The organism is Flavobacterium limi (assembly GCF_010645075.1).
GTDB classification, from domain to species: Bacteria; Bacteroidota; Bacteroidia; order Flavobacteriales; family Flavobacteriaceae; genus Flavobacterium; species Flavobacterium limi.
On the sequence record NZ_JAADZV010000005.1, the window covers coordinates 129,524 to 153,720 of the forward strand.

Genomic DNA, 24,197 nt, shown 5'->3' on the forward strand with positions numbered 1-24,197 from the left:
AAAACTATACTGTTTTTAAATAATACGTCTTTCTGAACCAGAACGCAACATTAACCAGTGCTATAAGCGCCGGTACTTCTACCAAAGGCCCTATAACTCCTGCAAATGCCTGACCGCTGTTTATGCCAAACACACCAATTGCCACTGCAATTGCAAGTTCGAAATTGTTTCCTGTGGCCGTAAAAGCTATTGCCGTTGCTTTTGAATAGTCAGCACCAAAATATTTTCCAACAAAAAAGCTAATCAGAAACATGATGGTAAAGTATATTACAAGTGGAACTGCAATACGAACAACATCCATAGGGATCTGAACAATTAGTTCGCCTTTAAGGCTGAACATCACTATAATGGTAAAAAGCAGTGATATAAGTGTAATGGGAGAAATAAAAGGTACATATTTAGTTTCAAACCATTCTGAACCTTTTAGTGCAATAAGCGTGTAACGGCTTATGATTCCAAGTGCAAAAGGAATTCCCAAATATATCCCTACACTCTCGGCGATCTGCCCGATACTGATGTTAACTTCAAATCCGTTGTAACCAAAGTAGGGAGGAAGAACAGTTATGAAGATATAAGCATACACGCTGTAAAGTAATACCTGAAAAATACTGTTAAGTGCAATAAGGCCCGCAGCATATTCCCTGTTCCCATCTGCCAGGTCATTCCAAACTACAACCATGGCAATACAACGTGCCAAACCAATCAAAATGACACCGATCATATATTCTGGATAGTCGCTTAAAAAAAGCAGGGCCAGTAAAAACATTAAAATTGGACCGACAATCCAGTTCAGGAATAGGGAAGCACCAAGAATTTTAGTGTTTCTAAAAACCTGCCCCATCTGTTCGTATTTCACTTTTGCCAAAGGCGGATACATCATCAGAATCAGCCCAATTGCCAAAGGGATATTGGTTGTCCCGCTGGAAAAAGAGTTGATAAAATTTCCGCTGGAAGGAATGAAATATCCTATCGCAACCCCAAGGGCCATTGCAAGGAAAATCCAAAGGGTTAAAAATCTATCAAGGAAACCTAATTGTTTGCGTCCCTCGGCAGGCGCACAGTTATTTGCTGACATTTTTATTGTTTGATTTGTGAGAATGCATAAAACATTTCAGTTCCAATTTGAAGGCTTCGCTCCAGATATATTTCTTTTTGCTGCGGTGTGCCGTCTGATACCTTTGGATCTTCAAAGGTTATTGGAATACGTTTTTCGGCGCCGGCAATAAAAGGACAGCCACCATCTGCCTGTGAGCAGGTCATGATCGCGACAAATTCACTTTCAGGATTGAAATCATCATCATAAGTTTTAGAAAAACCGATAACGGGAAGTTCATTAGCCCCAAATTTTATGGAATAAACAGGGTTTTGCCCTTCTGAAATAGTTTTTATTTTAAACCCGGAATTTTGCAGGGTTTCGGCCACCTTTGGGAATAGGGCAGTAGCTTCAGTGCCTCCCGAATAACAGGAAACATTCTGTACACTAAAATGTGTAGCAGCAGTCTGCGCCCAAATCTGAGACAAATGGCTTCTTCTGGAATTATGTGTACAGATCATATTAAGCCGAATCGGCAGTTTGCTGTCAACTTTATTTTGAATATAATCCACTAATGGCTGCAGGATAGTTTTACGCTCCTCTGAAATCTGGTTAAAATCAAATGAACTAATGGTGTTTTTTATTTCAGTAAATAACATAGTTTTTGTCTGGTATGATAGTAAATTTTTAATAGTTATTTTGAAATTAACAACAGCCTGAGCCGGGAGCACATGAATTTGTACTTTCGCCATTGAGCTGTGATAATTTTACTTTCGATTTATCTGAAGGGATTCCGCACTGGTCCTGAGCCAGACAGGCAGTTTGTTTATTTAATAACACAAAATTTTTGCCATTAAAATCAAGATCATACTTACCAATTGTAGTATCCTGATATTCAACTTCAATTTCATGATCTTCAATACCCAGAACCTTTTCTGAAAGTTCGATAATATGAACCAGTTTTTGTGGTTTTAGCCTATGCTCATAATCATTGGCATCCCAAAGCTGAAAATTTACAACTGTTTCTTTTCTTACTGTTCCGCCACAGTCGATGAAGTTTTTTGTGATCAGGCCCACTTCTGTTACATGGAAATATTCCGGAACAAAATTTCCGTTTGGCAATTCAAAATTTACAGCCTCTACGGTTTTTAATACCTCTTTAATTTGTGAAAGTTTCATAATGTATGTTTTTAAAGTTTATAATTTTATTTGAAAGAAATAACTATGATTAAATTAATCTCTTTTGATGCACTTCTAATACTATTTATTTGATCAGTGCACTTCTTCTTTCTAGAAGAACGGTGTCTCTCCAAAGGCCATTTTGCTTCCCAATTTTTTCGCGGACACCTAAAATCCTGAATCCGGCTTTTTCATGAATACGCAGGCTAGCAATGTTTTCCGGAAATATACCGGCCTGAAGTGTCCATATACCTTCAGCTTCGCTTAAATGAACAAGCTCATTTAAAAGCGCAAGACCAATTCCTTTGCCGGAATGCTCCGGGTCAACATAAACACTTACTTCTGCTACGCCCGCATAAACGCACCGTGAGGAAATAGGTGTAAGGGCTGCCCAGCCTATGATCTGGTCATTACTTTGGGCAACAATCCTGCAGGAAGCGAGATGCGATTCATTCCATTCTTCCCATGAAGGGGCGCTTGTCTGAAAAGTAGCGTTTCCGGTTTTAATGCCTTTCTCGTAAATTACTTGAACCTGCGGCCAATCTGTATCCAATAGTTTTCTGATTTCCATAGTACTTAATTTAGCAACACTCGTTTCTCTTTTTTTCTAAATGAGCACTAATGTGTTCAAAAAATCCTTTTATTTTTTCCAGTCCAGGCTCATTAATACAGTAACAAATAGAGTTGCCATCAATGCTGCCTTTTATGAGACCCGCATTTTTAAGTTCCTTAAGATGCTGCGATACTGTAGGCTGTGATAGCGGTAGTTCGTTAACTATATCTCCGCAGATACAGGTATCTACTTTTAGCAGGTATTCCATAATTGCAATTCGGGCAGGATGCCCTAATGCTTTAGCCAAAATCGCAAGCTGGTTTTGATTGTCTGTAAAATGATCTGTTTTTGTAGCTCCCATTGCTTTATGTTTATATTGCAATATTACGATATAAAATTTATTATAAAAAGATTTTTACTATTTTTTTAGATAATTAAATAGATAAGCCTTTAAACATCAATGTTTAAAGGCCTATGAAACTTTTGTGGCAGGAGCCAGGCGGAACTATTTAAGTTTATAAAAGCAGCAAACAGCTTAATATCGTCTGGCAAATAGTATTATTTCAGTTTTAATATTTTAAAAGCGCCTCTGCCTACTATCGCAAAAACACAAATGCCAATTAACAGGTCAGGTATCATGGAGTTGGTATAGTGAACCAAAATACCGGCAATTACTACCCCGATATTAATGATAACATCGTTGGAAGTAAAAATCATGCTTGCTTCCATATGTGCCTCCTTGCTTTTTGATTTTTGGAGTAAATAAAGGCAAAGTGAATTACCCAACAGCGCAAACACGGAGACTATGATCATGGTTTGGAAATTTGGGATATTTTCCTGATGTAGATATCTTCGAATCACTTCAATAAGGCCTAAAATCGCCAAAACAATTTGAAAGTATCCACTTATCTGTGCAACGCTCACTTTCCTTGACACGGTGCTTCCAACTGCTAATAGTGCCAAACCATAAACGATGCTATCAGCCAGCATATCCAGGCTATCGGCCACTAATCCCATAGAATTGGAAATAAATCCGGTGATAATTTCTATAAGAAAGAATGAGAGATTTATAATCAAAACCTGCCATAACAATTTTCTTTGCCCGGAATCATCTGTTGGAGTTAAAATATCCAGTGTTTCTTCAGAGGTCAATAAAGTGCTGTCAAAATTAAGACTGTCAATAGCACTAGTGATACTATTGGCGTCATCTGAATGATAAATGCTTAATTTTCTGTTTGGAATATCAAAATCCAGACGTTCTATTTGATTTATACTGCTAAGCTTCATTCTGATAAGCTGCTCTTCACTAGGGCAATCCATCTTTTTAATGTTATAGGTGCTTTTTTTCATAACACTATAGCTTAATTTTTAAACCAGCATTTATTACAAATCCATCAAGGGGGGCATAAATATCCTTAAAGACAGGATTTGAAATTGGGCCGGTATAAATACTTCCAAATTTCGTTTGTCTGGTGTCGGTAAAGTTTTCAAAATTAGCAAAAACAGAAAAATTCTCCCATAATTTTTCGACCATAAAACCAAAAATCCAGTATTCTCTTCCAGTTGTCCCATCATTTAATTTTTGAGGACTGTAATAATAAGCCTCCAAACCAGCTTTCCATTTATCTTCTACTTCATACATCAAAACATTGTTCAATCGATGTTTGGCTGTTAAAGGATTTTCAGATTTAATACCATTGTCATCTATCGATGCATCAGTATAGGTATACCCTAGAAATAGCTTGAAATCTTTATAGCCTAATTTTAGATTTGTTTCAGTGCCCTTCGTATCTAAATAACCATCTACATTTACAAACTGATAAATATTGTCAGGAAGCGAAGTTAGGATCAGGGGATTATCTACATTGGTATAAAAGAATAACTGATTGATCGACAAAGATATATCTTCAGTAATATTAGTTTTGTAATTTACATCAAAATTAACGCCATAGCTTTTTTCAAGTTTGTTAAAATCACTATTGATTGGCAATACATTCTGGTACTGAATACGCTCGCTTTCCTCGGTAAATATAGTCGGTGTTTTATAACCCAATCCACCGCCAAGTCTTGAGGTAAGTTTAGGAGTGATTTTAAACAAAGCGGAAATTCTTGGCAATAGTGAAAACCCGTAATCAATAACATAATCACCTCTAAGACCGGTTTCAATATCCAGCCATTCCTTCGCTTTTAAGGTATTTTGAACAAAAGCCCCATATGTTATCTGATTATAATCTCTTAAAGGAAAAGCAGTAGTACTATTTTCTGTAAATTTATCAGTATATAAATTGGCTCCCGCAGCCCATTCGGATTTTTCGCCATTAAACGAATAGGTAATTTCAGAAAAAGTACTATTCTGAAGACCGTCAAAAGTATAATCAGGAATCGTGATGACACGGCTAAAATTATTAAAACTATTTTTGAATGTCAGTAATTCCTTTTCACTTAACCTATGTGTAAGTGTAAATTGAGTGCTGATACGCTTTGTTTTATTTTTTTCAAAATAACTGTCTGGGAAATTGCTCTGGTCTTTTATGTAATCTATGTTTCCGCCAATACGATTTTCGAAAACGGTATTTATGCCAAAATTAAGCTTAGTATTTTCATTAAAATAAACAAATAATTTCGGGTTGAAATTAAAGCGCTCAAACTTTGGAATAGCCGTAAGCTGGATATCGGCAGGATCATAAGGTGCATTTCGATCATGTGAGGCAAAAACGGTCAATCCAATTTTACTAAATCGCTGTGAATAAAACCCATTGACATTCAAACCAAGGGCAGAAGTTCCATTTAATAAAAATCGAAGTTCTCTTTCCTCGGTCGGTGTTTTGGAAATTAGGTTAACCAAACCTGCAATTGCGCCACCCCCATAAAGTGTAGAGGCGGATCCTTTGATTATCTCTACCTGCTTTAAGTCCAATGGAGGTGTCTGAAGTAATCCCAGGCCACTTGAAGCTCCGGAATAAACAGGGAAACCATCTTTTAATATTTGTGTATATCTTCCGTCTAATCCCTGAATTCTGATAGAGGAGTTTCCGGAAGTTGCGGAGGTCTGCTGGGTTTGGATACCGGTACTTTCATTAAGCATCATTCTGATATCCCCGGGTTTCATATTGGCTTTTTCCTCAAGTTCCTCTCCGGCAATAAGTTCAACGCGGGTTGGAATATTGCTTATAGTTCGTGTACCCCTGGTAGAAGTGACTATAATTTCATCCATCTCTTCAGCCTCGCTCTCTAATGAAATTTCTAAGAATTCATTTTTAAAGGGTACTGTAACCGGTACAATTTGCGATTTATAACCTTCCATGGAAAATGAAACATTATAAACTCCTTGCTGCAGATTTTCAAAAATAACCAGTCCTTCCGCGTTTGAAACAGATGATAGATTAGTTTGCCCAATACTGGCAGTTACACCGGGCATTGCCTCACTTGTTTCAGCATTTTTAAGGAGGAATTTAACTGTATTTTGTGCATGCGCTGTGCCAATAGTTACTATTGCCAAAGTCAATATAATATATTTAAACATTTATTATTTCTTAATATTAATACATAAATAGATTCATTATCTAGAATCATGAAGTTAGAACTATTTAAAATATTAAGATATTTTAGGCGGCTGCCAAATTTTGCAAGTGAATGAGGAATCAACAAACTTATTGTAAAAGATAGGCTGAGGTATCTCATTTGTTATAAATTCAAGCTTTTCAGAAATTTTGATTATAGAAGTATGTGTAATTGTAAAACCTGTACAGCTTCCACAGGAATAAAAAGGAGAACAGCTTCCGTTGCAGTTGTTTCCACAATTATGCGACTCATTTTTGCAATTTTTCTCTGTATCACATTTTGAATGCTTAGAGAATGCGGAACAGGGTACTGTTGAAAGAATCAGTACAATTATTGATAAGAATGTTAGAAAGAATTTCACATCCCAAATTTAGATATATTTTGACAATTATTTAAACTTATTAATAATTTCTTGTGTGAAGCTTCATTGATTTCAAATAATTATTTTAAGCAGATTGGTCATTAGACATCATACATCTGTAAAATTTAGCCCCAATCTCTCGAAAGGGGCTTGTGGATGATTTGAAGTCAATTTTTAGAATTTTAAAAATTATTGAACTATAATGAAGTTTTAATATTGTGAAAAAAAGGAAAGAAATCCCATTATGCCGGTAAGTACTATCACACATTTCCAGCAGTTTAGCCTGTTATTCATATTGAATTATTTTAGTGTTAAGATTGAATCTAAGACAATTTTCATGCCACGTTTAATGTATAGGCTATCTAAATGCAGGAGTACTTAAAATATTAGAAATAGGTTGAAATCCCTAAATTAAAGCCATCAGTAACAGACGGAGGATTGGAAAAAATATCCCTTTGTTTTAAATAACGGTAGTTCAGACGAATTACTGTTTGAGAACTGGGCCTAAAACTAATAGCAGGCATAATGCTCCATAGGTCTTCCCCAATATTGGTACCTGTCTCTTTGAATTTCCCAACATTCCAGTCCACGTACTCCAATCTGCAGGCGACATTTAGGGTTGCTTTTTCCCATCCCAGAATTGATCTTCTCAGGATTGGCTGGACAATATCTATGAAGCCTCCTTTTTGTTTATTGCCGAACTGCTGGGAATAGGTTTCAGGAACATCAACATAAATCCAGGCAAATTCTGTAGTGATAAAGGTTTTTATTTTTGGAAGCGTAGTGTTAAAATCCAAAGCAAATACGGCGACGTGTCTTTTTTTGTCAATTATAATTCCGTCATCCTGAAATTTGTTATATATCCCACCCATATATGAAATTCCCAGTTCACCAATTTTGTTATTTCTAAGGGCTATTTTTCCTGTAAATAAAGGTTCACCGCTATTTATTTCTTCAAATCGTTCAGGGTTATTTTTCGCAGCGGGCAGAAAAGTTTTATTTTCTGTGTTCTCAATTATAGAGTTGTCAAAACTGCCCGACAAATAAGCTTCATACCCAAACATCCAGTTTTTTGTATATTTTTTTCCAAAAAGCCCTGCACCGGCATTGCTAAATGTAGCGGGCAGCATTTGAGTTGAAGAAATTGGACGATCGGTAAATTCCCATTTGGGTCCGTCATGATTTTGATTGAAAGAGCCTATTGGGTTTAGAATTATTCCGGCCCTCAGGTTAATCAAAGGGTCAAATTCAATATCTACCGATGCAAATTCAATTGCAATTTCTTTTCCTCCGTCTTCAAATTCAATTTCGCTTAAAAACTTCACTCTTTTACTAATAGCTGATGACATGAATATGGAGAGCCTTCGCGCCTGAAATTGATGGCCTTCCGATACTCCGTCTGTAGTCAGTTTTTGCCAGTTCATTTCAAGGTAACCGCCTATGGATATTGGGGTCTTGCTGATGTTTAATGCTGGTCTGTTGTAAAGAGCATCCATATTCAGGATGTTTTGCACAGTATCTTTAGGCAGCCTTTTTAACAGCGTGGGGTCAATTTGTGCACAGCAATTTGCATAAGAGAAAAAAGCGATCGCCAGAAATGAAAGTAGTTTTAATCTCATTTTAAAGATATTTTTAGCATGTTGTTTTCTATTGCCACTGGAAACCTTCTAAGGTCTTCATTGGCGGGACCGTTTTCTAAAATTCCGCGGCTACTGAATTCACTTCCGTGCGCCGGGCACTGCAGCTTATCTCCAAAAACCTGTAATTCCGCGCCCTGATGGGTACATAACATAAACATGGCGCAATAATCATTTGCATTAAAGCGATACACACAAATTGGCGCTTTTAATATTTCATTTTGGATGATTATGTATTTTTTAAATGCTGTTTCTGTTCCTTTTTTTAAAATAAAATCAGAAACAGGAACTAAAAGATCCGTGTCTTTAATTTCCCTTGAAAGAATTTGTGAAGAAGTACAGCTTTGTAATAAAGTAGCCCCGGCTACTGCTGCCAAACATCCAAAACCACATGTTTTTAAAAATTGTTTTCTATCCATTATTATAATGATTTTATAAATTTCAGTAAAGCTTCTTTATCTTCTTTAGAAAGTTTTTCAAATGCATTTCTGCTTTGTTGGGCCTCGCCGCCATGTAATGTTATGGCTTGTTCAATAGTTTTTGCACGACCGTCATGCATCAAAAATAAGGTTCCTCCTTGTGAATTTTCTGAAAGACCTATCCCCCAAAGCGCAGCAGTTCTCCATTCATAGGTTTTGGCACTTCCCTCGGTATAGCCATCATCTAATGCACTTCCCATATCATGTAGAAGCAAATCAGTATATGGGGCAAAAGTTTTATAAGAAAGTGCATTTATGGGAGAATAACTTGTTGTAAGGTTACTTTTATGACAAGCCACACAATTAATTTGAGTAAATATATTTTTACCGCGAATAACATCGGCATCATTTTGATTTCGTTGAATTGGAGCTTTTAAGGTGCTTAAGTAAAAAATAACATCATTGACTTTAGCAGTTGAGATTTCAGGGTTAATTTCTAAATTAGAATAATGATCAATTGGATTAAATACAGATGTAATTCCGATATCCTGATTGTAGGCATTAACGGTTTGATGCAATAAATCAAAAGCAGATGCTTTTTTGCCATATCGTCCAATATGTTTGCTGTTTTGGGATACTGCATTGGAAGTTGGAATTGAATAACCAGGAATAATAATCCAGTTTACAGTACCTGAGATACCATCACCATTACTATCGTCGGGATCGGCCATTTGGATTAGATCAGCATCGGAAACATATTGTAAAAAGCCCAGGCCTGTAAATGCTGGCGGTGTAAATTTAGAGAATGTTGCCCCGGCTGGGATTTGTTCGGGCAAGTAACCTGGTAAAGCTCTGTTTTGAAGTTGTGGGCCTCCTTGATTTAAAAATTGATTTCCTGCCTGATCAATTTGTCCAAAACGGGTAAGTGTTGTAAATAAATGCCCTTTTCCGTCTCCCACGTGGCAATTGATGCAGCTCGTCCCAACAAATGTTGGTCCCAGACCTGTTTCTCTGGTAAAAACTTCATTTACTGCTGCATCACCTCTTAGGAATTGTGCAGATTCAGAATTCGACAAACCGTCAACCGGACCGTCCAGTAGTTCATTATCGGCTGGTATTTCAACATAACTTGTATCACATGACAATAGTGTAAAACAATAGAGCAGCAGCAAGAAAGGTAGTCTTAAAAAAATATTTAAATGATACATGATTTTATTTTTAGACAAATCTAAATATTTTTTTAAATACTTCTTAATTTTTTATTTTGTTTTTTAGTGCAAAACGTTACAGATATACTTTAAAATTAGATCACGTGGCAAAATTATTGATCCAGCAAACAGTTTTATGCAATAGGCCTCTATGTAAGGCCCTATTTTCTACATCAGATATGTATCATTTCCATTACATGAAAGTGATTTTTGTTATGGTTCTGCATTTACAATTGCGATGGAATTCAGGTACTGAGCTATTCCTGCAAATAGTATTGCACAGAAGATCAGCTCAATTTTAAATGAATACTATATTTAAAGGGTTTATTTACAAGCGTAGGTAAGAAAAGGTGCATTCATAATCAGTGATTTATTTAATGGTATATATCCGGAAATTTTAAACTTCCAGAGAAATAACAGCTATCCGCATCCATAGTGCTACTAATTTTATCAGGTATAAATTCGTATTGGTATATGTTAAAATGATTTTACAAATGTGATTCTAAACTGTCTTCCGTCGTACGATGGGACCAGAAAAGAAGTAGGATCGCCTTCTTTGTTTCCAAATATTTTTCTGGTCATATAGGGATTGAGCCAATATGCTGCTTTGGTACTTAATATTCCAATTCCGGTTCCAGCTGCTACATCGGTAAGCCAGTGCCTGTTGTTGTACATTCTAAATAATCCTGTTCCTGTAGCAATGGCATAGCCAGCCACTCCATACCATACGGATTGATCTTTATATTCCTGATAAAGGAACTCAGCTCCTGCAAAAGCTATAGCGGCGTGACCAGAAGGAAAAGAATTATTAGTGGTTCCATCCGGACGTTCAATATTGGTTATGGATTTTAATGCCATAACACTTCCTATAGTAAAAATAGTGGAAGTGGCTAAAATCACCGATCGGTCTCTGATATTATTTTTTCCTTTCACACCAAATGCATTAAGCGCATAAACTGAAACAGCGGGAACGTACCGTGAAAAATCGTCAAGGGTTACTTTTTTGTCTATGTTTTCTGTAATTTTATTGCGAATCTGAAAATTAAAACTTTTAATCTGTCCGCTATCAATTCCCCAGAATCCATATCCTACCAGTACACCTGGAATTATAAGCTGTTTATAATTGAATTGTATATTTTTAACCGAATCTGTAAAAATGCTGTCTCTTGCTTTGAATCCTTGGGCGAAGGCTGTAAAAGATATTAGCAAAAGCAATGAAATGATACTTCTTCTCATATATAAATTATTGAAATATATTTTAGATATAAAGCGATCCAGTTAGATCAGCAAAATGCTTTATTTTGAGACTCTTAAATAAAGATATTAATTTTTCTCCAGGCAGAATTTTTTCTACAATCTGAAATCTTGTACAACCACCAAAGGTTGAAAATTAATCAGGTATAAATTCTTAATATTTTGTTATTCATTTAATCTTAAGTAAATCCTAAGAATTCACCTGAGTGATTAAAGTAATTTAGTATAAACATATCGCTGAGCAATCATTAAGATTGCTCAAAACAGGTTATTAAGATTATTAATTAAAAATTATTTATTATGAGCACAAAGGAAAAAGAGGGACATGACCACCCTGAACACGACAAGCATAAGGAGCATCATACACATCCTGAGCACCACGAAGGGGAAGCAGGAAAAAATCATCCTGAGCATCATGATGAGCAGGAGCATCACACAGAGAAAGAGCACCATCTAGAAGGTGAACACCACAAAAAAAACAAATAATCCCAAAGATGTTTTAACGCTCCCTTAGTCTATTGATAAGGGGGCGTTTTTTATTGTTATAGCGGTTTTATTATCAATAAAAACACTTTTTCAATCGCTATGCTCTCTGGAAAAATTGGTATTAAATAATATTTACTTTTCAATCTGTCTGTTTTTTTTGTAGATTTACACTGATGAGCTGTCAAAGATCCATTTTTGTAATTTTACTGGCAATACGTCTACTGACATTGCTGTTGATTCCATGTGGGGATATGGAGCTTCCCTCTACTGTTGAGAAGGATAGTATTTCTCTTCAAAAAAGCAGCGATAATCATGACCACAAAGCTGTTTGCTGCTCGTTTTGCCAGTGTGCAAGCTGTAAAGGAGCTGTTGCTCTTACTGAGGTAAATCAACTTTCTTTTTATTTTACTTTTCAGTTTAAGACAGGTACTTCCAGGCTGTACGAATCCTTTCCTTCCCATTATCTTAGTTGCATATGGCAGCCTCCCCAGATAGGTTACGCCCAAGCATAGCCAAAATTTCCTTTCATTTTTTCGCAGGTGCCTCAGAAGGCATTTGTCAAATTTCAGTATGGTTTAAATGCTGCAATCCATATTGACCTAAGGCAGGGGAAATTTTATTTTCTGCATTGCGTCTGTAAGTATTATATCAGTAATTAAAATGAATTTCTAATTAAAAAGGCTGGGCTTAGTTTTAGATCTGCAGACTAATTGCATATGCATTGAGACTGCCTTTCGAAATAAATCTTACAATTTAGGATTGTAATCAAATCTCTAACCATTAATTACCTAGTTGAAAATGAATATTCTTATAATTGATGACCAGCCAAAAAGTGTAGATTTCCTGCGCCTTGGGCTGGAGGACGAGGGACACTTTGTCCATACTGCCGAAGATGGACAGGAGGGAGTCCTGCGGGCAACAACACGAAACTATGACCTTATACTGGTAAGCTGGATACTGCCATCAGCATCAGGCATGGAAGTATGCCAGGCGATAAGAGTGTATGATATCCATACTCCTATAATTTTTCTCACAGTTAAGGATTACCTCGAAGATACCATTATAGGGTTGGAGTGCGGTGCTAACGATTACATAAAAAAGCCATTTGGTCGAGCCGAGCTGCTATCAAGGATCATGGTGTATGAAAAAAAAGGACAGAACAAGTCAGAACGTGAATATAGACTCTCGGATATTATTATAAAAATGAGCAGTTACAAAGTATTTAAAGCCGACAGGGAGGTGGTGCTGACCCGCAAAGAATTTCTTCTGCTGGCTTACCTGGTGCGGCATAAAGGAGAGGTCTGTTCACGAGTGGATATTATACGGGAAGTCTGGGGAATAGATTATGAATATGACGCAAGTATCATCGATGTTTTTATGAGTAACATACGAAAAAAACTCCGTATCAATGCCGATGATAAAAGACTGCGAACCATAAGGGGTATTGGCTTTATGGCAGACGAAATCTGAAAAGCCCACATCTGAATTCTAATCATGACGATTTACAGAATATAGTCATAAACAGAATCAGATGTAGCTATTAACCGTATGATATAGTACTGTTTCTTTTAAGTCAGTAAATTTAACATGATGCAGTGGTAGAAATTTTTGGCTTTAAAAAGCGATCACGCAAAGTATTTCAACGTAAATTATAAATTATAAAATAGTAAGTTTTGAAGTTAAGAAAGAACTGGATTACCAAAATTGACAGCCACATAAGGCTGTATATTGCAATAGGCACTGGAATTGGCACTTTTTTTATTTTGGGAGATCTTCAAAAAGCCTCTATTCACTGGATGGCCTCCTGGCTGGCGTTCTCAGGGATGTTTCTTTTTTTATCCTGGATGTCCATTTTTACATGTCATCCCAAAGAGCTTCACAAAATAGCTGAAAAGCAGGATTCGGGAAGATCACTAATTATGATTTTAATCTTACTGGCCTCGCTGATCAGCATGATTGGCATAGTTTTATTTTACAAAACTTCAGAAGAAATGAAAGGCGCAGAACTCACTACCCATATTTTATTGACAATCTTCTCAGCCATATTTGCGTGGTGGCTGGTACATACCACCTTTACTTTTAAATATGCTCATCTATACTATGCCGTTGGGAAGCAGAAAGAAGGCAGACAGGTATACGGAGGTCTTGATTTTCCTGATGAAAATACTCCTGACTATCTGGATTTTTGTTATTTTTCATTTGTGCTTGGAACTACCTTTCAGGTATCAGATGTTAATATTACAGCCCGGCACATACGAAGGATAGCGCTGCTGCATGGACTGCTTTCTTTCTTCTTTAATACCATTATTTTGGCTCTTAGCATTAACATAATTGCTGGACTGATTCAAAAATAACTTCGGCCTAGATCTAAAAGGCATAACGCAAATCACAAAAGCCTGATAAGGAGGTATGCTGCCTAATAAAGCATTTCAGCTGATCCTCCGGTATCACCTGGAGCACAGGATCTTTTCGAGCTGCTGTGCAGCTAAACGCAGCGGCTTAACAAACAGTTTAACTCATCAGCTGGGAGAAACTGCCCTGCCGGGTATGTCTTTATTTACCTATGATCCTCTTTTTAATTGAAATGAAATAAGCAATCTTATGTGAATTAAAGCGAGTATAGAAAAGCTTTAAATATTTCAATATTCCAACTGGAAAAGGATGTCGCAGCCGGTATACATTTTTTATGCCAATAAAATCTGGAATTTTTCTATCGGCTGTAGTATGAAATACAAAAAAAAAACAAGGGAGCGATCGAATGACGATTGCTCCCTTGTTCTATAATATAGATGCTACTTCTATAGATATAATGATAACTTTCCGGCACTTTAATTATGCAAAATATTGGTTTTGTGCTGCCGGTGCTATTGTTACATTTTTAATCTCTGGATCCTTACAGCGTTTAAGATAGCTAAAAGGGATACCCCGACATCAGCGATTACCGCTTCCCAAAGTGTGGCCACACCTCCGGCTCCCAATGCCAGAACTATTACCTTCACGACCATTGCAAGGATTATATTCTGCCATACGATTTTCTTTGTCAGTTTTCCAATTTTTATGGCTGTAACAATTTTAGAAGGCTGATCATTTTGTATCACGATATCCGCTGTTTCAATTGTAGCGTCGCTGCCAAGTCCTCCCATAGCGATACCTGCATCTGCCAGCGCTACGACAGGTGCATCATTGACACCGTCGCCGACAAAGGCAATTTTCTTACCGTCGTTTTTCAGTGCCGTTACTTTTTCCACTTTTCCTTCCGGGAGTAAATCCCCGTAAGCGTTGTCGATTCCCAGACTTTTGGAAACTTCATCCACAACGGTCTGCTTGTCTCCCGAGAGCATCACAGTTTTTATTTTTAAATCATGCAGATCTTTGATCGCTTTTGGCGCATCCTCTTTTATTTTATCAGCAATTGTAATGTGTCCCTTATATTGTTTGTCAATAGCAAGAACTACAATAGTATATACTATAGTATCAACTTCAGCTGGATATTCGATGTTGAATTTTTTCATCAGCTTGGTATTTCCTGCAAGAACTTCTTTTCCGTCGATAATTCCTTTAAGACCATGTCCGGAAATTTCCTCTACATTGGAAATTGCAATGCTCTTAATACTGTCCTTACCTGCATGTTCGACCACTGCAAGCCCGATCGGATGGGTGGACTGGCTTTCAATAGCCGCAGCATATTTAAGGAGTTCCTCCTTTTCTATATCTTTTGAATTGATTTCCTGTACTTTAAAAATGCCTTCGGTCAGTGTTCCGGTTTTGTCCATTACCACTACATTGATTTCAGTCATTACATCAAGAAAATTCGATCCTTTAAATAAAATACCATTTCGGGAGGCAAGTCCTATTCCGCCAAAATAACCCAGAGGGATTGAAACCACAAGGGCACAAGGACAGCTGATCACAAGAAATACCAAAGCCCTGTAGAACCATACATTAAACTCGTAAGGGTCTACAAAGAAGTAAGGAGCGAAGCAGACTGCAACAGCCAGGGCAAAAACAATAGGGGTGTATATTTTTGCAAATCTGCTTATAAAGAGCTGTGTCTGTGATTTACGGGAGGTGGCATCCTGAACCATCTCAAGAATCTTACTGAGCTTGCTGTCCTGAAAAAGCGAAGTTACTTTTATTTCGGCAACCGTATTTAGATTAATCATTCCGGCATAAATCTGTTCTCCCTTGTTTTTTGTATCGGGCTTGCTTTCTCCTGTCAGGGCTGCTGTATTGAAGGACGCTTTTTCAGAAATCAGTTCACCATCCAAGGCTACTTTCTCTCCAGGCTTTATTTGGATGATTTCACCGGGTTTTACTTCTTTCGGGTCTACAACTACAAAGCCGCCGTCCCTCTGCACCGCGACCTGATCGGGTCTAATGTCTAAAAGTGCCTTAATGCTTCTTTTCGCACGGTTGACAGCTGCGTCCTGAAACCATTCCCCTATTGAATAAAATGCCATCACGGCAACACCTTCACTGTAGGAACCAATGGCAAAGGCGCCAATTGTGGCAACGCTCATTAGGAAAAATTCATTAAAGAAGTCAAATCTTATGGCCTTTCTGTAAGCCATGTATAAGACATTGTATCCGGCAAGGAGATAGGCTGCCGTAAATATTATAAGGTCAGCTGGAAACGGCGGTACAAATTTAAAACCAAATTCAAGCACCAGCATGATCACAAGTATGACTATGGCTAGCAGAAGCTGCCAGTGACTTTTCCATCCCGAATCAGTATCTTCAGCCCCGTGGTCGTGTCCGTCACTGTCCGAGTGCTGCTCTTCTTGCTGGACAGTTGTTACTTTGTTGTTTTCTTCTAGATCTCCAACAGGAGTTCTATTTGGAGTATCCGTATTTTGGGTGTTTTCACTCATAATGTAGTTTTTTAAGGCGGTATTGGAAAATACCGCAAGGTTATTATATAACTAGTTAATGTAATAGTAAGAGTCTGTTTGAATCGCCGGTATGACTGTATCGCTGCAAATTTCCTTTATGTTGTTTTCTATAACAGTGCAGAGTGCAGTCATGGGTATATCGGTGGGACTGTTCTCAAAAGGGTCCTGCATAATGATGGCGGTTTTTTCCACTGCTATAAACGTAGAGGATATAACAATGGTCAAAACAATTTCAATTGCCGGAAAACTGTCTTCAAGTCCAAAGGGAAGGATAGAGGTAAGAAGATAAATCAGAAAGTGGATCAGTAAGCTGTAGGATTTTGGAAATACGGTGTTTTTAATTCTTTCGCATTTTCCCATAGCGTCGTTCAGCCGGGCAATAGTAGTATCGATCTGCACCTGTTTATTGTCATTTAGTCCGAATTTTTTTGTTACAAGTGCCAGCTGATCCGCATGTCTGTTCAAAAGCTCTGCGGGAACATTATTTGCCTTTATATAGTGCTGCTCAAGATAAGATCCGACCCGCTTGGAGAATGGAATCTTTCTCAGGCTTTCCGATAGAGCAAAACACCAGATAACCTGTCTCTGGGCAAATTCTTTTAATTCAGAATCTGAATCAGGCAGGAACTGTTTGGTCTGCCTGATTAATGTTCTGGAATCATTGACAATTTCTCCCCACACTTTTCTTGCCTCCCACCAGCGGTCATAGGACTGTGCGGTACGAAAAGCAAGAAGCAATCCTACTATTGTCCCCATTATACTGGTAATGGGAAGAGGTATTGCAATTTCACGCAATATGGTATTATGGTCAAGGGTACCGATTACCAAAGCATAGGTTATGATAGCTGCGATATCAACCCAGATCGATTTAATGAAAAACACTATGGAACTTTTGTTGTTTTTAACTAGCATGGTAGTCGCTTTTAGGGTTTTTATAAAATTAATTATTAGGAAAGCCAGATCACTAATCCCCAATAATTTATAGTTCCTTATGACTTGAATGGTCATATTTTATCTTTTTTTTCCACCTGATATACCATTTCTGGTGATGTAGGGAAAGTAAAAAATACAATGCACCAGCACTTGCCACGGCAATTATATACATGTTCAGACCAACGGCTACCCCGACGGCCGATGTGCACCAGATTGTAGCAGCAGTTGTAAGGCCATGTGAAGATTCCCCGTGATTGTTTCGGTAAATAATGCCTGCCCCAAGAAAACCTACTCCTGTTATAATATTGGCTATTACCCTTGATGCAGCACCTGGGTCTGCTGCGAGATGAACTGTAATGGAGGTAAACAGTGTTGCACCTATAGATACAGCTGCGTATGTCCGTACCCCGGCATCATGGCCGTGTCGTTCCCTGTCCAAGCCTATGAAGAATCCTAAAATTAAGGAAACCAGCAGTTTTAGAAGTATAAACAGCTCTGTATTAATATCCATATCTATGTAAATTACGAATTTATTGCCAAACATGGCTTTTTTAATCTTTAAAACCAGGCCATTATATGCCGTACCTGGTGTCTTAGATTTATTCCAGCACTGGTTCATCAATTTTAGGTCCCTAAAACCTAATGCTCATGACCTTGATGGTTTTTTGGATCATGCTTATGTCCCTGATGGTTTTCCTGGTTCACTTTGATAAGTTTCATTTGGCATACCGGACATTTCCCTTTCGTTTTATATACTTTTCCTTTTTCACAATTCGTTGGGCATTCATAAGCCAGTGTGTGCAGGTCTGAATCCTTATGCTCATGTTTTTGGTCATCGTGGGCAGAAATTTTTCGGTCATTGTTCCTGCAGGATAAAGCTGTTAATGCGCTTAGTATCAAAATAATAAATATAATTTTGGTTTTCATAATGAAGGTCTTTATGATCTTATTAGTGGTCATGACCTCCGCCGCCTTCACTTTTTAATAAATGACTTTGGATATAATACGCGCCTTTGGTCACTATTTTGGAGCCGGCATCGATTTTCTGAAGAAGGGTAGCTTGTATGAATCCCAGTTGTGAGGTTCCTGTTTTTACTTCAATACGCTGGAAATGATAGGTTTTGCCTTCATTCTCTTCGTGTTTGTCTCCATCGTCGTGAGCGTGCCCCTGCTTTTCATCGTGGGCTTCTTCTTCTTTATGACCCTCTTCCAGAACAAATATAAATTCGCGGCCGTCAGCTTTAACTATAGCTTCCACAGGAAGAGCGCTCACAGATTTTATGCCGATGTCGATAAGGGCATTGATATACATTCCAGGAATTAACTGTTGCTTGTCATTGATGATATCCGCGTGCACGGCAACTGATTTGGTCTCATTTTCAAATGATTTGCCCACACTGAAAATTTTTCCTTTAATTTCCGTATTATCCTGATTGGTCAAAATAAACCGTACATCTTGGCCCGGTTTTACCTTGCGAAGGTCTTTTTCGTAAACCAGCAGATCGACATGCAATTTTGAATTATCTACAATGCCAAGCAGTGGTTTTCCGGCTTCAACGTTGCTCCCCAATTTGATATTAATTTCAGTTATAAATCCTGCAATAGGCGCCTTTACGGCTACAGTGGAGGTTGCAGGACCATTTGGGTTAATATTTAACGTTGATAGCTGCTTTTGAAGAGAATTGAATCTTGCCTTTTCAGTTTCATAATTGGATTTTGTCTGCTGGAATACTTTTTTAGAGTTAACTTCCTCAGCGCTCAGAATTTTTTGTCTTTCAAATTCAAGTTTAAGGTACTCTAAATTGCTTTTGGAGGTAAGGTAAGCTTCCTGCATTTTAGAGAATTCAGGACTTTCGATAGTGGCAACGACTTGTCCTTTATTCACATGCTGGCCCTCGATAACAGAAATGCTTTTGACGATTCCTGTAGTAAACACTGATACATCTGCCTGATTCTGTGGAGGCAGTTTTGTATAACCATTAGCGTTGATAACATCGCTTAAGTTTTTCTGGGAAAAGCCACCAAGCTCTATTTGTGAACCTTTAAACTGAGCTTCATTGAGTTCCACTTCCTTGATTCCGGCCAGCTTTTCTTCGGTTTTATCTGCTTCTTTTGGAATTTCCGCATCATCCTTGCCAAGTATGAAATAAAGAATTATTGCAATTACTACAGCAGCTGCTATTGAATATATTATGTTTGATTTTCTCATTATAACTTAAATTATTGATTTATTAAATATTGAATTGCAATCACTGTCTGATTGTATTTGCTGATAGCATCATTATAGTTTAATTGTATCGTTGAGGCTGTTTCAATACTTTGAACATATTCTACATAGGAAATATCACCGTTTTGATATCCCTTTGTTGCATTTCGAATTATTGAATTAGCATTTTCAATTGCAGTATTCTGATAAAAGTCAATCAGCGACTGATACGTCTGCAATTGTTTGGCTAATTGTTCAAATTGAGTTTTTACCTGAGCATAAAGATACTCCGAATTCTTTTTTTCTACCTCTATGGTAGTTTTGGCTGCTTTTGCTTTGGCAGCGCCGCTTCCGGCAAAAACAGGTAGGGAAACTCCCACTGAGAAACCTTGGAACTGCAATGAATTGTCTGCTATGGCAGTGCTGTAAGGGTCCTGGCTTCCACTAATGGATTGTATGAAATATCCGGCTGAAAAATCGGGAAGCAATACTGACTTTTGAACTTTATAATTGGCTTGTGCGACTCTTACCTGATTCTCCGAAAGCTGAAGTCCGGGATTTTGTTTCACAAGGGTAGTGTCTGCCGAAATAGCAAAAGGTATGGGAACAAAAGTGGTATCGGAGACTGTAAAATCACCGTCAAGGTTCATCAGCGTTTTTAAATTGGAGATTTCAACCTGCAGCTGTGTGCTGTTTTCCTTTATACGCTGCTCGAGTTCCTGCTGCTTGGCAATGGCAATAGATTTTTCAAGCGAGTTAGTTTCCCCGGTCTGGAATTTCAGAGCTGCGGATTTTACGAACTTCTGCAGAATCACATTCTGCTTTTCAAGAATACGGTTTTGCTTTTGAAAATACAGCATGGTGTTCCAGGATTGGCGAATGCTGTATTTTACTTCCTGTTTGGTGATGCCCAATCTTGTCTGGCTTGCCTTGCTGTATTCGGTCAGCAATCTTTTGCGGGCAGCAATTTGAAAAGGGCTTATGCCTTGGGTTATTGTAATATTTTTGTCGTTTGCCTGTGAGTTAATTTTTCCAAAAGTTCCCAGGAACTCGGTTTTTGGAAGATCCCACGCGGACCCCAGCAATTGCGATTGTGCTTGTGTATCTAGCTGGGACGCCTGTATGCTTTTGTTGTTTTTCAAACCCAGGTCAAGGGCTGTACCTAAAGTAATAGGCTGTACAGGTCCCTGTGCATTTGCTGCTATAGAAAACAAACCTACAACTGCAATAGTAAGGGCAGTTTTTCCAGGACCTTTGATCTTACCTATGCCTTTTTCAAAGTACAGATAAAGGATCGGCAGTACGATCAATGTAAGCAATGTTGCAGTGAGAAGTCCGCCAATAACAACAGTCGCAAGTGGTTTCTGAACTTCTGCCCCGGCATTGGTGCTAATGGCCATTGGAAGGAATCCCAGTGACGCTACTGCCGCTGTCATAATCACAGGACGCAGTCTGACTTTGGTTCCCTCTCTAATTCTATCATGTATATCCTGCATTCCTTCTGCTTTTAATTGGTTAAAATATCCTATAAGTACAATACCGTTAAGTACTGCTACACCGAATAGCGCTATAAATCCTACACCGGCAGATATACTAAAGGGCATATCGCGGATCCATAGGGCAAAAATGCCACCAATAGCCGATAAGGGAATGGCTGTAAAAATTAGCAGGGACTGCTTAATAGAATTGAAGGTAAAGTAAAGCAAAATTAAAATTAGTCCCAGAGCGATCGGAACTGCTATGGAAAGACGCTTGCTTGCATCGATAAGGTTCTCAAAAGACCCTCCGTAGGTAGTGTAATAGCCGTCCGGCAGTTTTAATTTAGTATCCAGTTTGGCCTGAATTTCCTTTACAATACTTTCCACATCACCTCCGCGCACATTAAAACCGACAACAATTCTTCTCTTGCCGTTTTCACGTGAGATCTGCATTGGACCATCTTCATAATTTACATCGGCAATCTGCTCTAAGGGAATCTGGCTTCCAGAAGGCAGTGTAATAAATAGCGTTCTTAAGTTTTCAATATCCTTGCGGCTTTCATTGTCGAGTCTCACAACCATGTCAAAACGCTTTTCGCCTTCATAGACAACACCTGCAGCTTCACCTGCGAATCCCATGCGAACAACCCTATTGAGGTCGCCTATTTTTAAGCCATAAAGGGCTAATTTATCTTTATTATAACGGATTGTAATTTGTGGCAGACCTGCAACACGTTCTGCTTTTGCATCTGCAACACCTTTCACGCCTTTTATAAGCTGTACAACTTCTTCACCTTTGCTTACCAGCATATCGATATCTTCACCAAATATTTTAATGGCAACATCGCTTCTTACTCCGGTCATCAGCTCATTGAAACGCATTTGAATCGGTTGCGAAAACTCGGTTGAAGCGCCTGGAATCTCCTCAAGGGCCTCTTCCATTTTTTCCATTAGTTCCTCTTTGGTTTCAGCAGAAGTCCATTCACTCTTATCTTTAAGGGTAATGATCATATCACCCGCTTCAATCGGCATAGGATCTGTTGGTATCTCGGCACTACCGATCTTGGTAACGATCATTTTGATTTCAGGAAATTTAGCCTTTAGTATTTTTTCTGCCTTTGTGGTCGCTTCTATTTCCTGTGTAAGTGAACTTCCTGATGCTATAATAAGATGTGTTGCGATGTCTCCTTCATCAAGTTGTGGTATAAATTCACCTCCCAGTGAATTAAAAACAAACAGGGCAACTACAAAAAGAGCCAGCGCAACGCCTATAACGGCTGCTTTTACTTTCAGGGCTTTTTCCAACAAAGGGCTGTAGAAGCGGTAAATGGAATCGATTATTTTGTCACTGATGTTTTTCTTATGTCCGGTTTCTTTTTTAAGAGCAAGGGCAGACATCATCGGAACATAGGTCAGTGAGAGTATGAAAGCACCCAATATCGCAAAAGAAACGGTTTGGGCCATTGGTCCAAACATTTTTCCCTCAATTCCTACAAGGGCAAGAATTGGCAGATAAACAATAAGAATTATGATTTCTCCAAAGGCGGCGCTGCTTCTGATTTTAGAAGAGGCCTGATACACTTCTTCGTTCATTTCTGCTGTATTGAGCTTGCCTTTATTGCTGACCTGAAGTCGATGTATAATAGCTTCTACGATGATAACCGCACCATCTACAATAAGACCAAAATCTATAGCTCCAAGGCTCATCAGGTTACCGCTAACACCAAATAGTTTCATCATCGTGATGGCAAATAACAATGCCAGAGGAATAACAGAAGCTACTACAAGTCCGGCCCTCCAGTTGCCAAGCAATAGCACAAGAATGAATATTACAATAAGGGCGCCTTCAATCAGATTTTTTTCAACAGTTGAAATGGCTTTATTAACCAGAACAGTTCTGTCCATGAACGGCTCAATTTCTACGCCTTCAGGGAGTGATTTTTTGATCTGTTCCATTTTTTCTTTTACGATCTTTACGATCTCACCGCTGTTTTCACCCTTAAGCATCATTACCATCCCTGAAACCTCTTCGCCTTTGCCATCCTTGGTAACAGCTCCGTAACGAATTCCTGCCCCAATTTGCACCTTTGCTACATCGCGGATAAGGATAGGGATTCCATTTTGGTTTTTGACTACGATTTTATTAATGTCATCGATATTATTAACCATACCAATACCTCTGATGAAGTAGGCGTAAGGCTTTTTATCGATATAAGCACCGCCGGTATTTTCGTTGTTGTTCTCCAGTGCATCGAAAATTTCCGTTATGGTGGTATTCATGCTTTTGAGCTTATCCGGCTGAACAGCTATTTCGTACTGTTTAAGTATACCGCCCAGCGTGTTTACCTCGGCAACTCCTTTTGTTCCGATAAGCTGGGGCTTGATAATCCAATCCTGAATTGTTTTTAATTCCGTAGCATTGAATTTGTTTTCATACCCTTTTTTGGGGAATACCACATATTGGTAAATTTCTCCCAACCCAGTACTAAGGGGAGCCATTTCGGGAACTCCTACGCCTTTTGGTATTGTGTTTTCTGCTTCTTTTATTCTTTCGGCAATTTGGGCGCGTGCCCAGTAGATATCAACGTTTTCCTCAAAAACCACTGTTACGACACTCAGTCCGAAACGGCTGATTGAACGAAGTTCAACCATCCTGGGAATTGATTTTACAGACTGTTCTATAGGATAGGTGATGAATTGTTCTACCTCCTGAGTGGCAAGTGTAGGGGAGCTGGTGATAATCTGCACCTGATTGTTGGTTATGTCCGGTAAGGCGTCGATAGGGAGCGTGTAAAGCGAATAGCTTCCTACAGCTATAAGTACCAAGGTGAATAATCCAATAATAAACTTATTATTGATACTAAAATGAATTATTTTATCTAACATTATCTTATTGTAAATTAAATGTATAAAAGCGGTTTTGATGATCTCTCCCTGTTTGATCTGCATTATTGATGGCATGCCAAATGAGGGGCACTGCTAAAAAAAATGGAAATG

At 38.2% G+C, this 24,197-nt stretch carries 21 protein-coding genes; 4 read left to right on the forward strand and 17 right to left on the reverse strand.

All coding sequences use genetic code 11. The features are described from left to right. Positions 1-4: 4 nt before the first annotated feature. From arsB to GXM16_RS12035, 11 genes are all read right to left on the reverse strand, one after another. On the reverse strand, positions 5-1,075 hold the full coding sequence (gene arsB / locus GXM16_RS11985; RefSeq protein ID WP_163394680.1) for an ACR3 family arsenite efflux transporter: 1,071 nt from the start codon (positions 1,073-1,075) through the stop codon (positions 5-7). Positions 1,076-1,077: 2 nt separating this feature from the next. Continuing rightward, positions 1,078-1,692 (reverse strand): arsenate-mycothiol transferase ArsC, encoded by a 615-nt coding sequence (locus GXM16_RS11990; RefSeq protein WP_163394880.1) that lies wholly within the window; start codon positions 1,690-1,692, stop codon positions 1,078-1,080. A 46-nt stretch (positions 1,693-1,738) separates the two neighbouring features. Continuing rightward, positions 1,739-2,212 carry a DUF6428 family protein gene (locus tag GXM16_RS11995; protein WP_163394681.1) on the reverse strand — a complete coding sequence of 158 codons (474 nt, stop codon included), beginning with the start codon at positions 2,210-2,212 and terminating at the stop codon, positions 1,739-1,741. An 85-nt stretch (positions 2,213-2,297) separates the two neighbouring features. Beyond that, the gene (locus tag GXM16_RS12000) at positions 2,298-2,783 is read right to left on the reverse strand and encodes a GNAT family N-acetyltransferase (RefSeq protein ID WP_163394682.1); all 486 of its coding nucleotides are present in this window, start codon (positions 2,781-2,783) and stop codon (positions 2,298-2,300) included. A gap of 10 nt (positions 2,784-2,793) precedes the next feature. Then, positions 2,794-3,126, reverse strand: a complete 333-nt coding sequence (locus GXM16_RS12005) for an ArsR/SmtB family transcription factor (protein WP_163394683.1) — start codon at positions 3,124-3,126, stop codon at positions 2,794-2,796. 197 nt (positions 3,127-3,323) lie between these two features. Next, positions 3,324-4,115 carry a cation diffusion facilitator family transporter gene (locus GXM16_RS12010; protein WP_163394684.1) on the reverse strand — a complete coding sequence of 264 codons (792 nt, stop codon included), beginning with the start codon at positions 4,113-4,115 and terminating at the stop codon, positions 3,324-3,326. Positions 4,116-4,119: 4 nt separating this feature from the next. Further along, the gene (locus GXM16_RS12015) at positions 4,120-6,288 is read right to left on the reverse strand and encodes a TonB-dependent receptor (protein ID WP_163394685.1); all 2,169 of its coding nucleotides are present in this window, start codon (positions 6,286-6,288) and stop codon (positions 4,120-4,122) included. A gap of 785 nt (positions 6,289-7,073) precedes the next feature. Continuing rightward, positions 7,074-8,306 (reverse strand): hypothetical protein, encoded by a 1,233-nt coding sequence (locus GXM16_RS12020; protein WP_163394686.1) that lies wholly within the window; start codon positions 8,304-8,306, stop codon positions 7,074-7,076. Next, entirely contained in the window at positions 8,303-8,743 is a 441-nt protein-coding gene (locus tag GXM16_RS12025; RefSeq protein WP_163394687.1) for a Rieske (2Fe-2S) protein, read from the reverse strand. Before GXM16_RS12025 ends, GXM16_RS12020 begins: the two co-directional genes overlap by 4 nt. A gap of 2 nt (positions 8,744-8,745) precedes the next feature. Continuing rightward, positions 8,746-9,951 (reverse strand): di-heme oxidoredictase family protein, encoded by a 1,206-nt coding sequence (locus tag GXM16_RS12030; protein WP_163394688.1) that lies wholly within the window; start codon positions 9,949-9,951, stop codon positions 8,746-8,748. Between the two features lie 477 nt (positions 9,952-10,428). Then, positions 10,429-11,187 (reverse strand): phosphatase PAP2 family protein, encoded by a 759-nt coding sequence (locus tag GXM16_RS12035; RefSeq protein WP_163394689.1) that lies wholly within the window; start codon positions 11,185-11,187, stop codon positions 10,429-10,431. 318 nt (positions 11,188-11,505) lie between these two features. On the opposite strand from GXM16_RS12035, the gene GXM16_RS12040 reads away from it, so the two are divergent. The 4 genes from GXM16_RS12040 to GXM16_RS12055 all read left to right on the forward strand — a co-directional run bounded on the left by GXM16_RS12040 (position 11,506) and on the right by GXM16_RS12055 (position 14,045). Further along, positions 11,506-11,691 (forward strand): hypothetical protein, encoded by a 186-nt coding sequence (locus GXM16_RS12040; protein ID WP_163394690.1) that lies wholly within the window; start codon positions 11,506-11,508, stop codon positions 11,689-11,691. A gap of 173 nt (positions 11,692-11,864) precedes the next feature. Further along, positions 11,865-12,203, forward strand: a complete 339-nt coding sequence (locus GXM16_RS12045; RefSeq protein ID WP_163394691.1) for a hypothetical protein — start codon at positions 11,865-11,867, stop codon at positions 12,201-12,203. 286 nt (positions 12,204-12,489) lie between these two features. Then, on the forward strand, positions 12,490-13,161 hold the full coding sequence (locus GXM16_RS12050; protein ID WP_163394692.1) for a response regulator transcription factor: 672 nt from the start codon (positions 12,490-12,492) through the stop codon (positions 13,159-13,161). A 203-nt stretch (positions 13,162-13,364) separates the two neighbouring features. Then, positions 13,365-14,045, forward strand: coding sequence for a DUF1345 domain-containing protein (locus tag GXM16_RS12055; RefSeq protein WP_188726545.1), 681 nt, complete (start codon positions 13,365-13,367; stop codon positions 14,043-14,045). A 516-nt stretch (positions 14,046-14,561) separates the two neighbouring features. Here the strand turns inward: GXM16_RS12055 and GXM16_RS12060 are convergent. The 6 genes from GXM16_RS12060 to GXM16_RS12085 all read right to left on the reverse strand — a co-directional run bounded on the left by GXM16_RS12060 (position 14,562) and on the right by GXM16_RS12085 (position 24,086). Continuing rightward, complete coding sequence (locus tag GXM16_RS12060; RefSeq protein ID WP_229684343.1) at positions 14,562-16,262, reverse strand: heavy metal translocating P-type ATPase; 1,701 nt, start codon at positions 16,260-16,262, stop codon at positions 14,562-14,564. A 351-nt stretch (positions 16,263-16,613) separates the two neighbouring features. Beyond that, the gene (locus GXM16_RS12065) at positions 16,614-17,591 is read right to left on the reverse strand and encodes a bestrophin family protein (protein ID WP_341874176.1); all 978 of its coding nucleotides are present in this window, start codon (positions 17,589-17,591) and stop codon (positions 16,614-16,616) included. Then, a complete protein-coding gene (locus tag GXM16_RS12070; protein ID WP_341874177.1) occupies positions 17,563-18,060 on the reverse strand; it encodes an MgtC/SapB family protein in 498 nt (165 codons plus the stop codon). Before GXM16_RS12070 ends, GXM16_RS12065 begins: the two co-directional genes overlap by 29 nt. A 95-nt stretch (positions 18,061-18,155) precedes the next feature. Continuing rightward, positions 18,156-18,443 carry a heavy metal-binding domain-containing protein gene (locus GXM16_RS12075; protein ID WP_163394694.1) on the reverse strand — a complete coding sequence of 96 codons (288 nt, stop codon included), beginning with the start codon at positions 18,441-18,443 and terminating at the stop codon, positions 18,156-18,158. A 22-nt stretch (positions 18,444-18,465) separates the two neighbouring features. Further along, the gene (locus tag GXM16_RS12080; protein WP_163394695.1) at positions 18,466-19,725 is read right to left on the reverse strand and encodes an efflux RND transporter periplasmic adaptor subunit; all 1,260 of its coding nucleotides are present in this window, start codon (positions 19,723-19,725) and stop codon (positions 18,466-18,468) included. Positions 19,726-19,736: 11 nt separating this feature from the next. Next, positions 19,737-24,086 carry a CusA/CzcA family heavy metal efflux RND transporter gene (locus tag GXM16_RS12085; protein ID WP_163394696.1) on the reverse strand — a complete coding sequence of 1,450 codons (4,350 nt, stop codon included), beginning with the start codon at positions 24,084-24,086 and terminating at the stop codon, positions 19,737-19,739. Between the last annotated feature and the right edge of the window lie 111 nt (positions 24,087-24,197).

Coding starts and splice junctions, on each gene's coding strand:
- arsB (WP_163394680.1), bottom strand. CDS start 1,075: ATGTCAGCAAATAACTGTGCGCCTGCCGAGGGACGCAAACAATTAGGT.
- GXM16_RS11990 (WP_163394880.1), bottom strand. CDS start 1,692: ATGTTATTTACTGAAATAAAAAACACCATTAGTTCATTTGATTTTAAC.
- GXM16_RS11995 (WP_163394681.1), bottom strand. CDS start 2,212: ATGAAACTTTCACAAATTAAAGAGGTATTAAAAACCGTAGAGGCTGTA.
- GXM16_RS12000 (WP_163394682.1), bottom strand. CDS start 2,783: ATGGAAATCAGAAAACTATTGGATACAGATTGGCCGCAGGTTCAAGTA.
- GXM16_RS12005 (WP_163394683.1), bottom strand. CDS start 3,126: ATGGGAGCTACAAAAACAGATCATTTTACAGACAATCAAAACCAGCTT.
- GXM16_RS12010 (WP_163394684.1), bottom strand. CDS start 4,115: ATGAAAAAAAGCACCTATAACATTAAAAAGATGGATTGCCCTAGTGAA.
- GXM16_RS12015 (WP_163394685.1), bottom strand. CDS start 6,288: ATGTTTAAATATATTATATTGACTTTGGCAATAGTAACTATTGGCACA.
- GXM16_RS12020 (WP_163394686.1), bottom strand. CDS start 8,306: ATGAGATTAAAACTACTTTCATTTCTGGCGATCGCTTTTTTCTCTTAT.
- GXM16_RS12025 (WP_163394687.1), bottom strand. CDS start 8,743: ATGGATAGAAAACAATTTTTAAAAACATGTGGTTTTGGATGTTTGGCA.
- GXM16_RS12030 (WP_163394688.1), bottom strand. CDS start 9,951: ATGTATCATTTAAATATTTTTTTAAGACTACCTTTCTTGCTGCTGCTC.
- GXM16_RS12035 (WP_163394689.1), bottom strand. CDS start 11,187: ATGAGAAGAAGTATCATTTCATTGCTTTTGCTAATATCTTTTACAGCC.
- GXM16_RS12040 (WP_163394690.1), top strand. CDS start 11,506: ATGAGCACAAAGGAAAAAGAGGGACATGACCACCCTGAACACGACAAG.
- GXM16_RS12045 (WP_163394691.1), top strand. CDS start 11,865: ATGAGCTGTCAAAGATCCATTTTTGTAATTTTACTGGCAATACGTCTA.
- GXM16_RS12050 (WP_163394692.1), top strand. CDS start 12,490: ATGAATATTCTTATAATTGATGACCAGCCAAAAAGTGTAGATTTCCTG.
- GXM16_RS12060 (WP_229684343.1), bottom strand. CDS start 16,262: ATGGCTTACAGAAAGGCCATAAGATTTGACTTCTTTAATGAATTTTTC.
- GXM16_RS12065 (WP_341874176.1), bottom strand. CDS start 17,591: ATGACCATTCAAGTCATAAGGAACTATAAATTATTGGGGATTAGTGAT.
- GXM16_RS12070 (WP_341874177.1), bottom strand. CDS start 18,060: ATGTTTGGCAATAAATTCGTAATTTACATAGATATGGATATTAATACA.
- GXM16_RS12075 (WP_163394694.1), bottom strand. CDS start 18,443: ATGAAAACCAAAATTATATTTATTATTTTGATACTAAGCGCATTAACA.
- GXM16_RS12080 (WP_163394695.1), bottom strand. CDS start 19,725: ATGAGAAAATCAAACATAATATATTCAATAGCAGCTGCTGTAGTAATT.
- GXM16_RS12085 (WP_163394696.1), bottom strand. CDS start 24,086: ATGTTAGATAAAATAATTCATTTTAGTATCAATAATAAGTTTATTATT.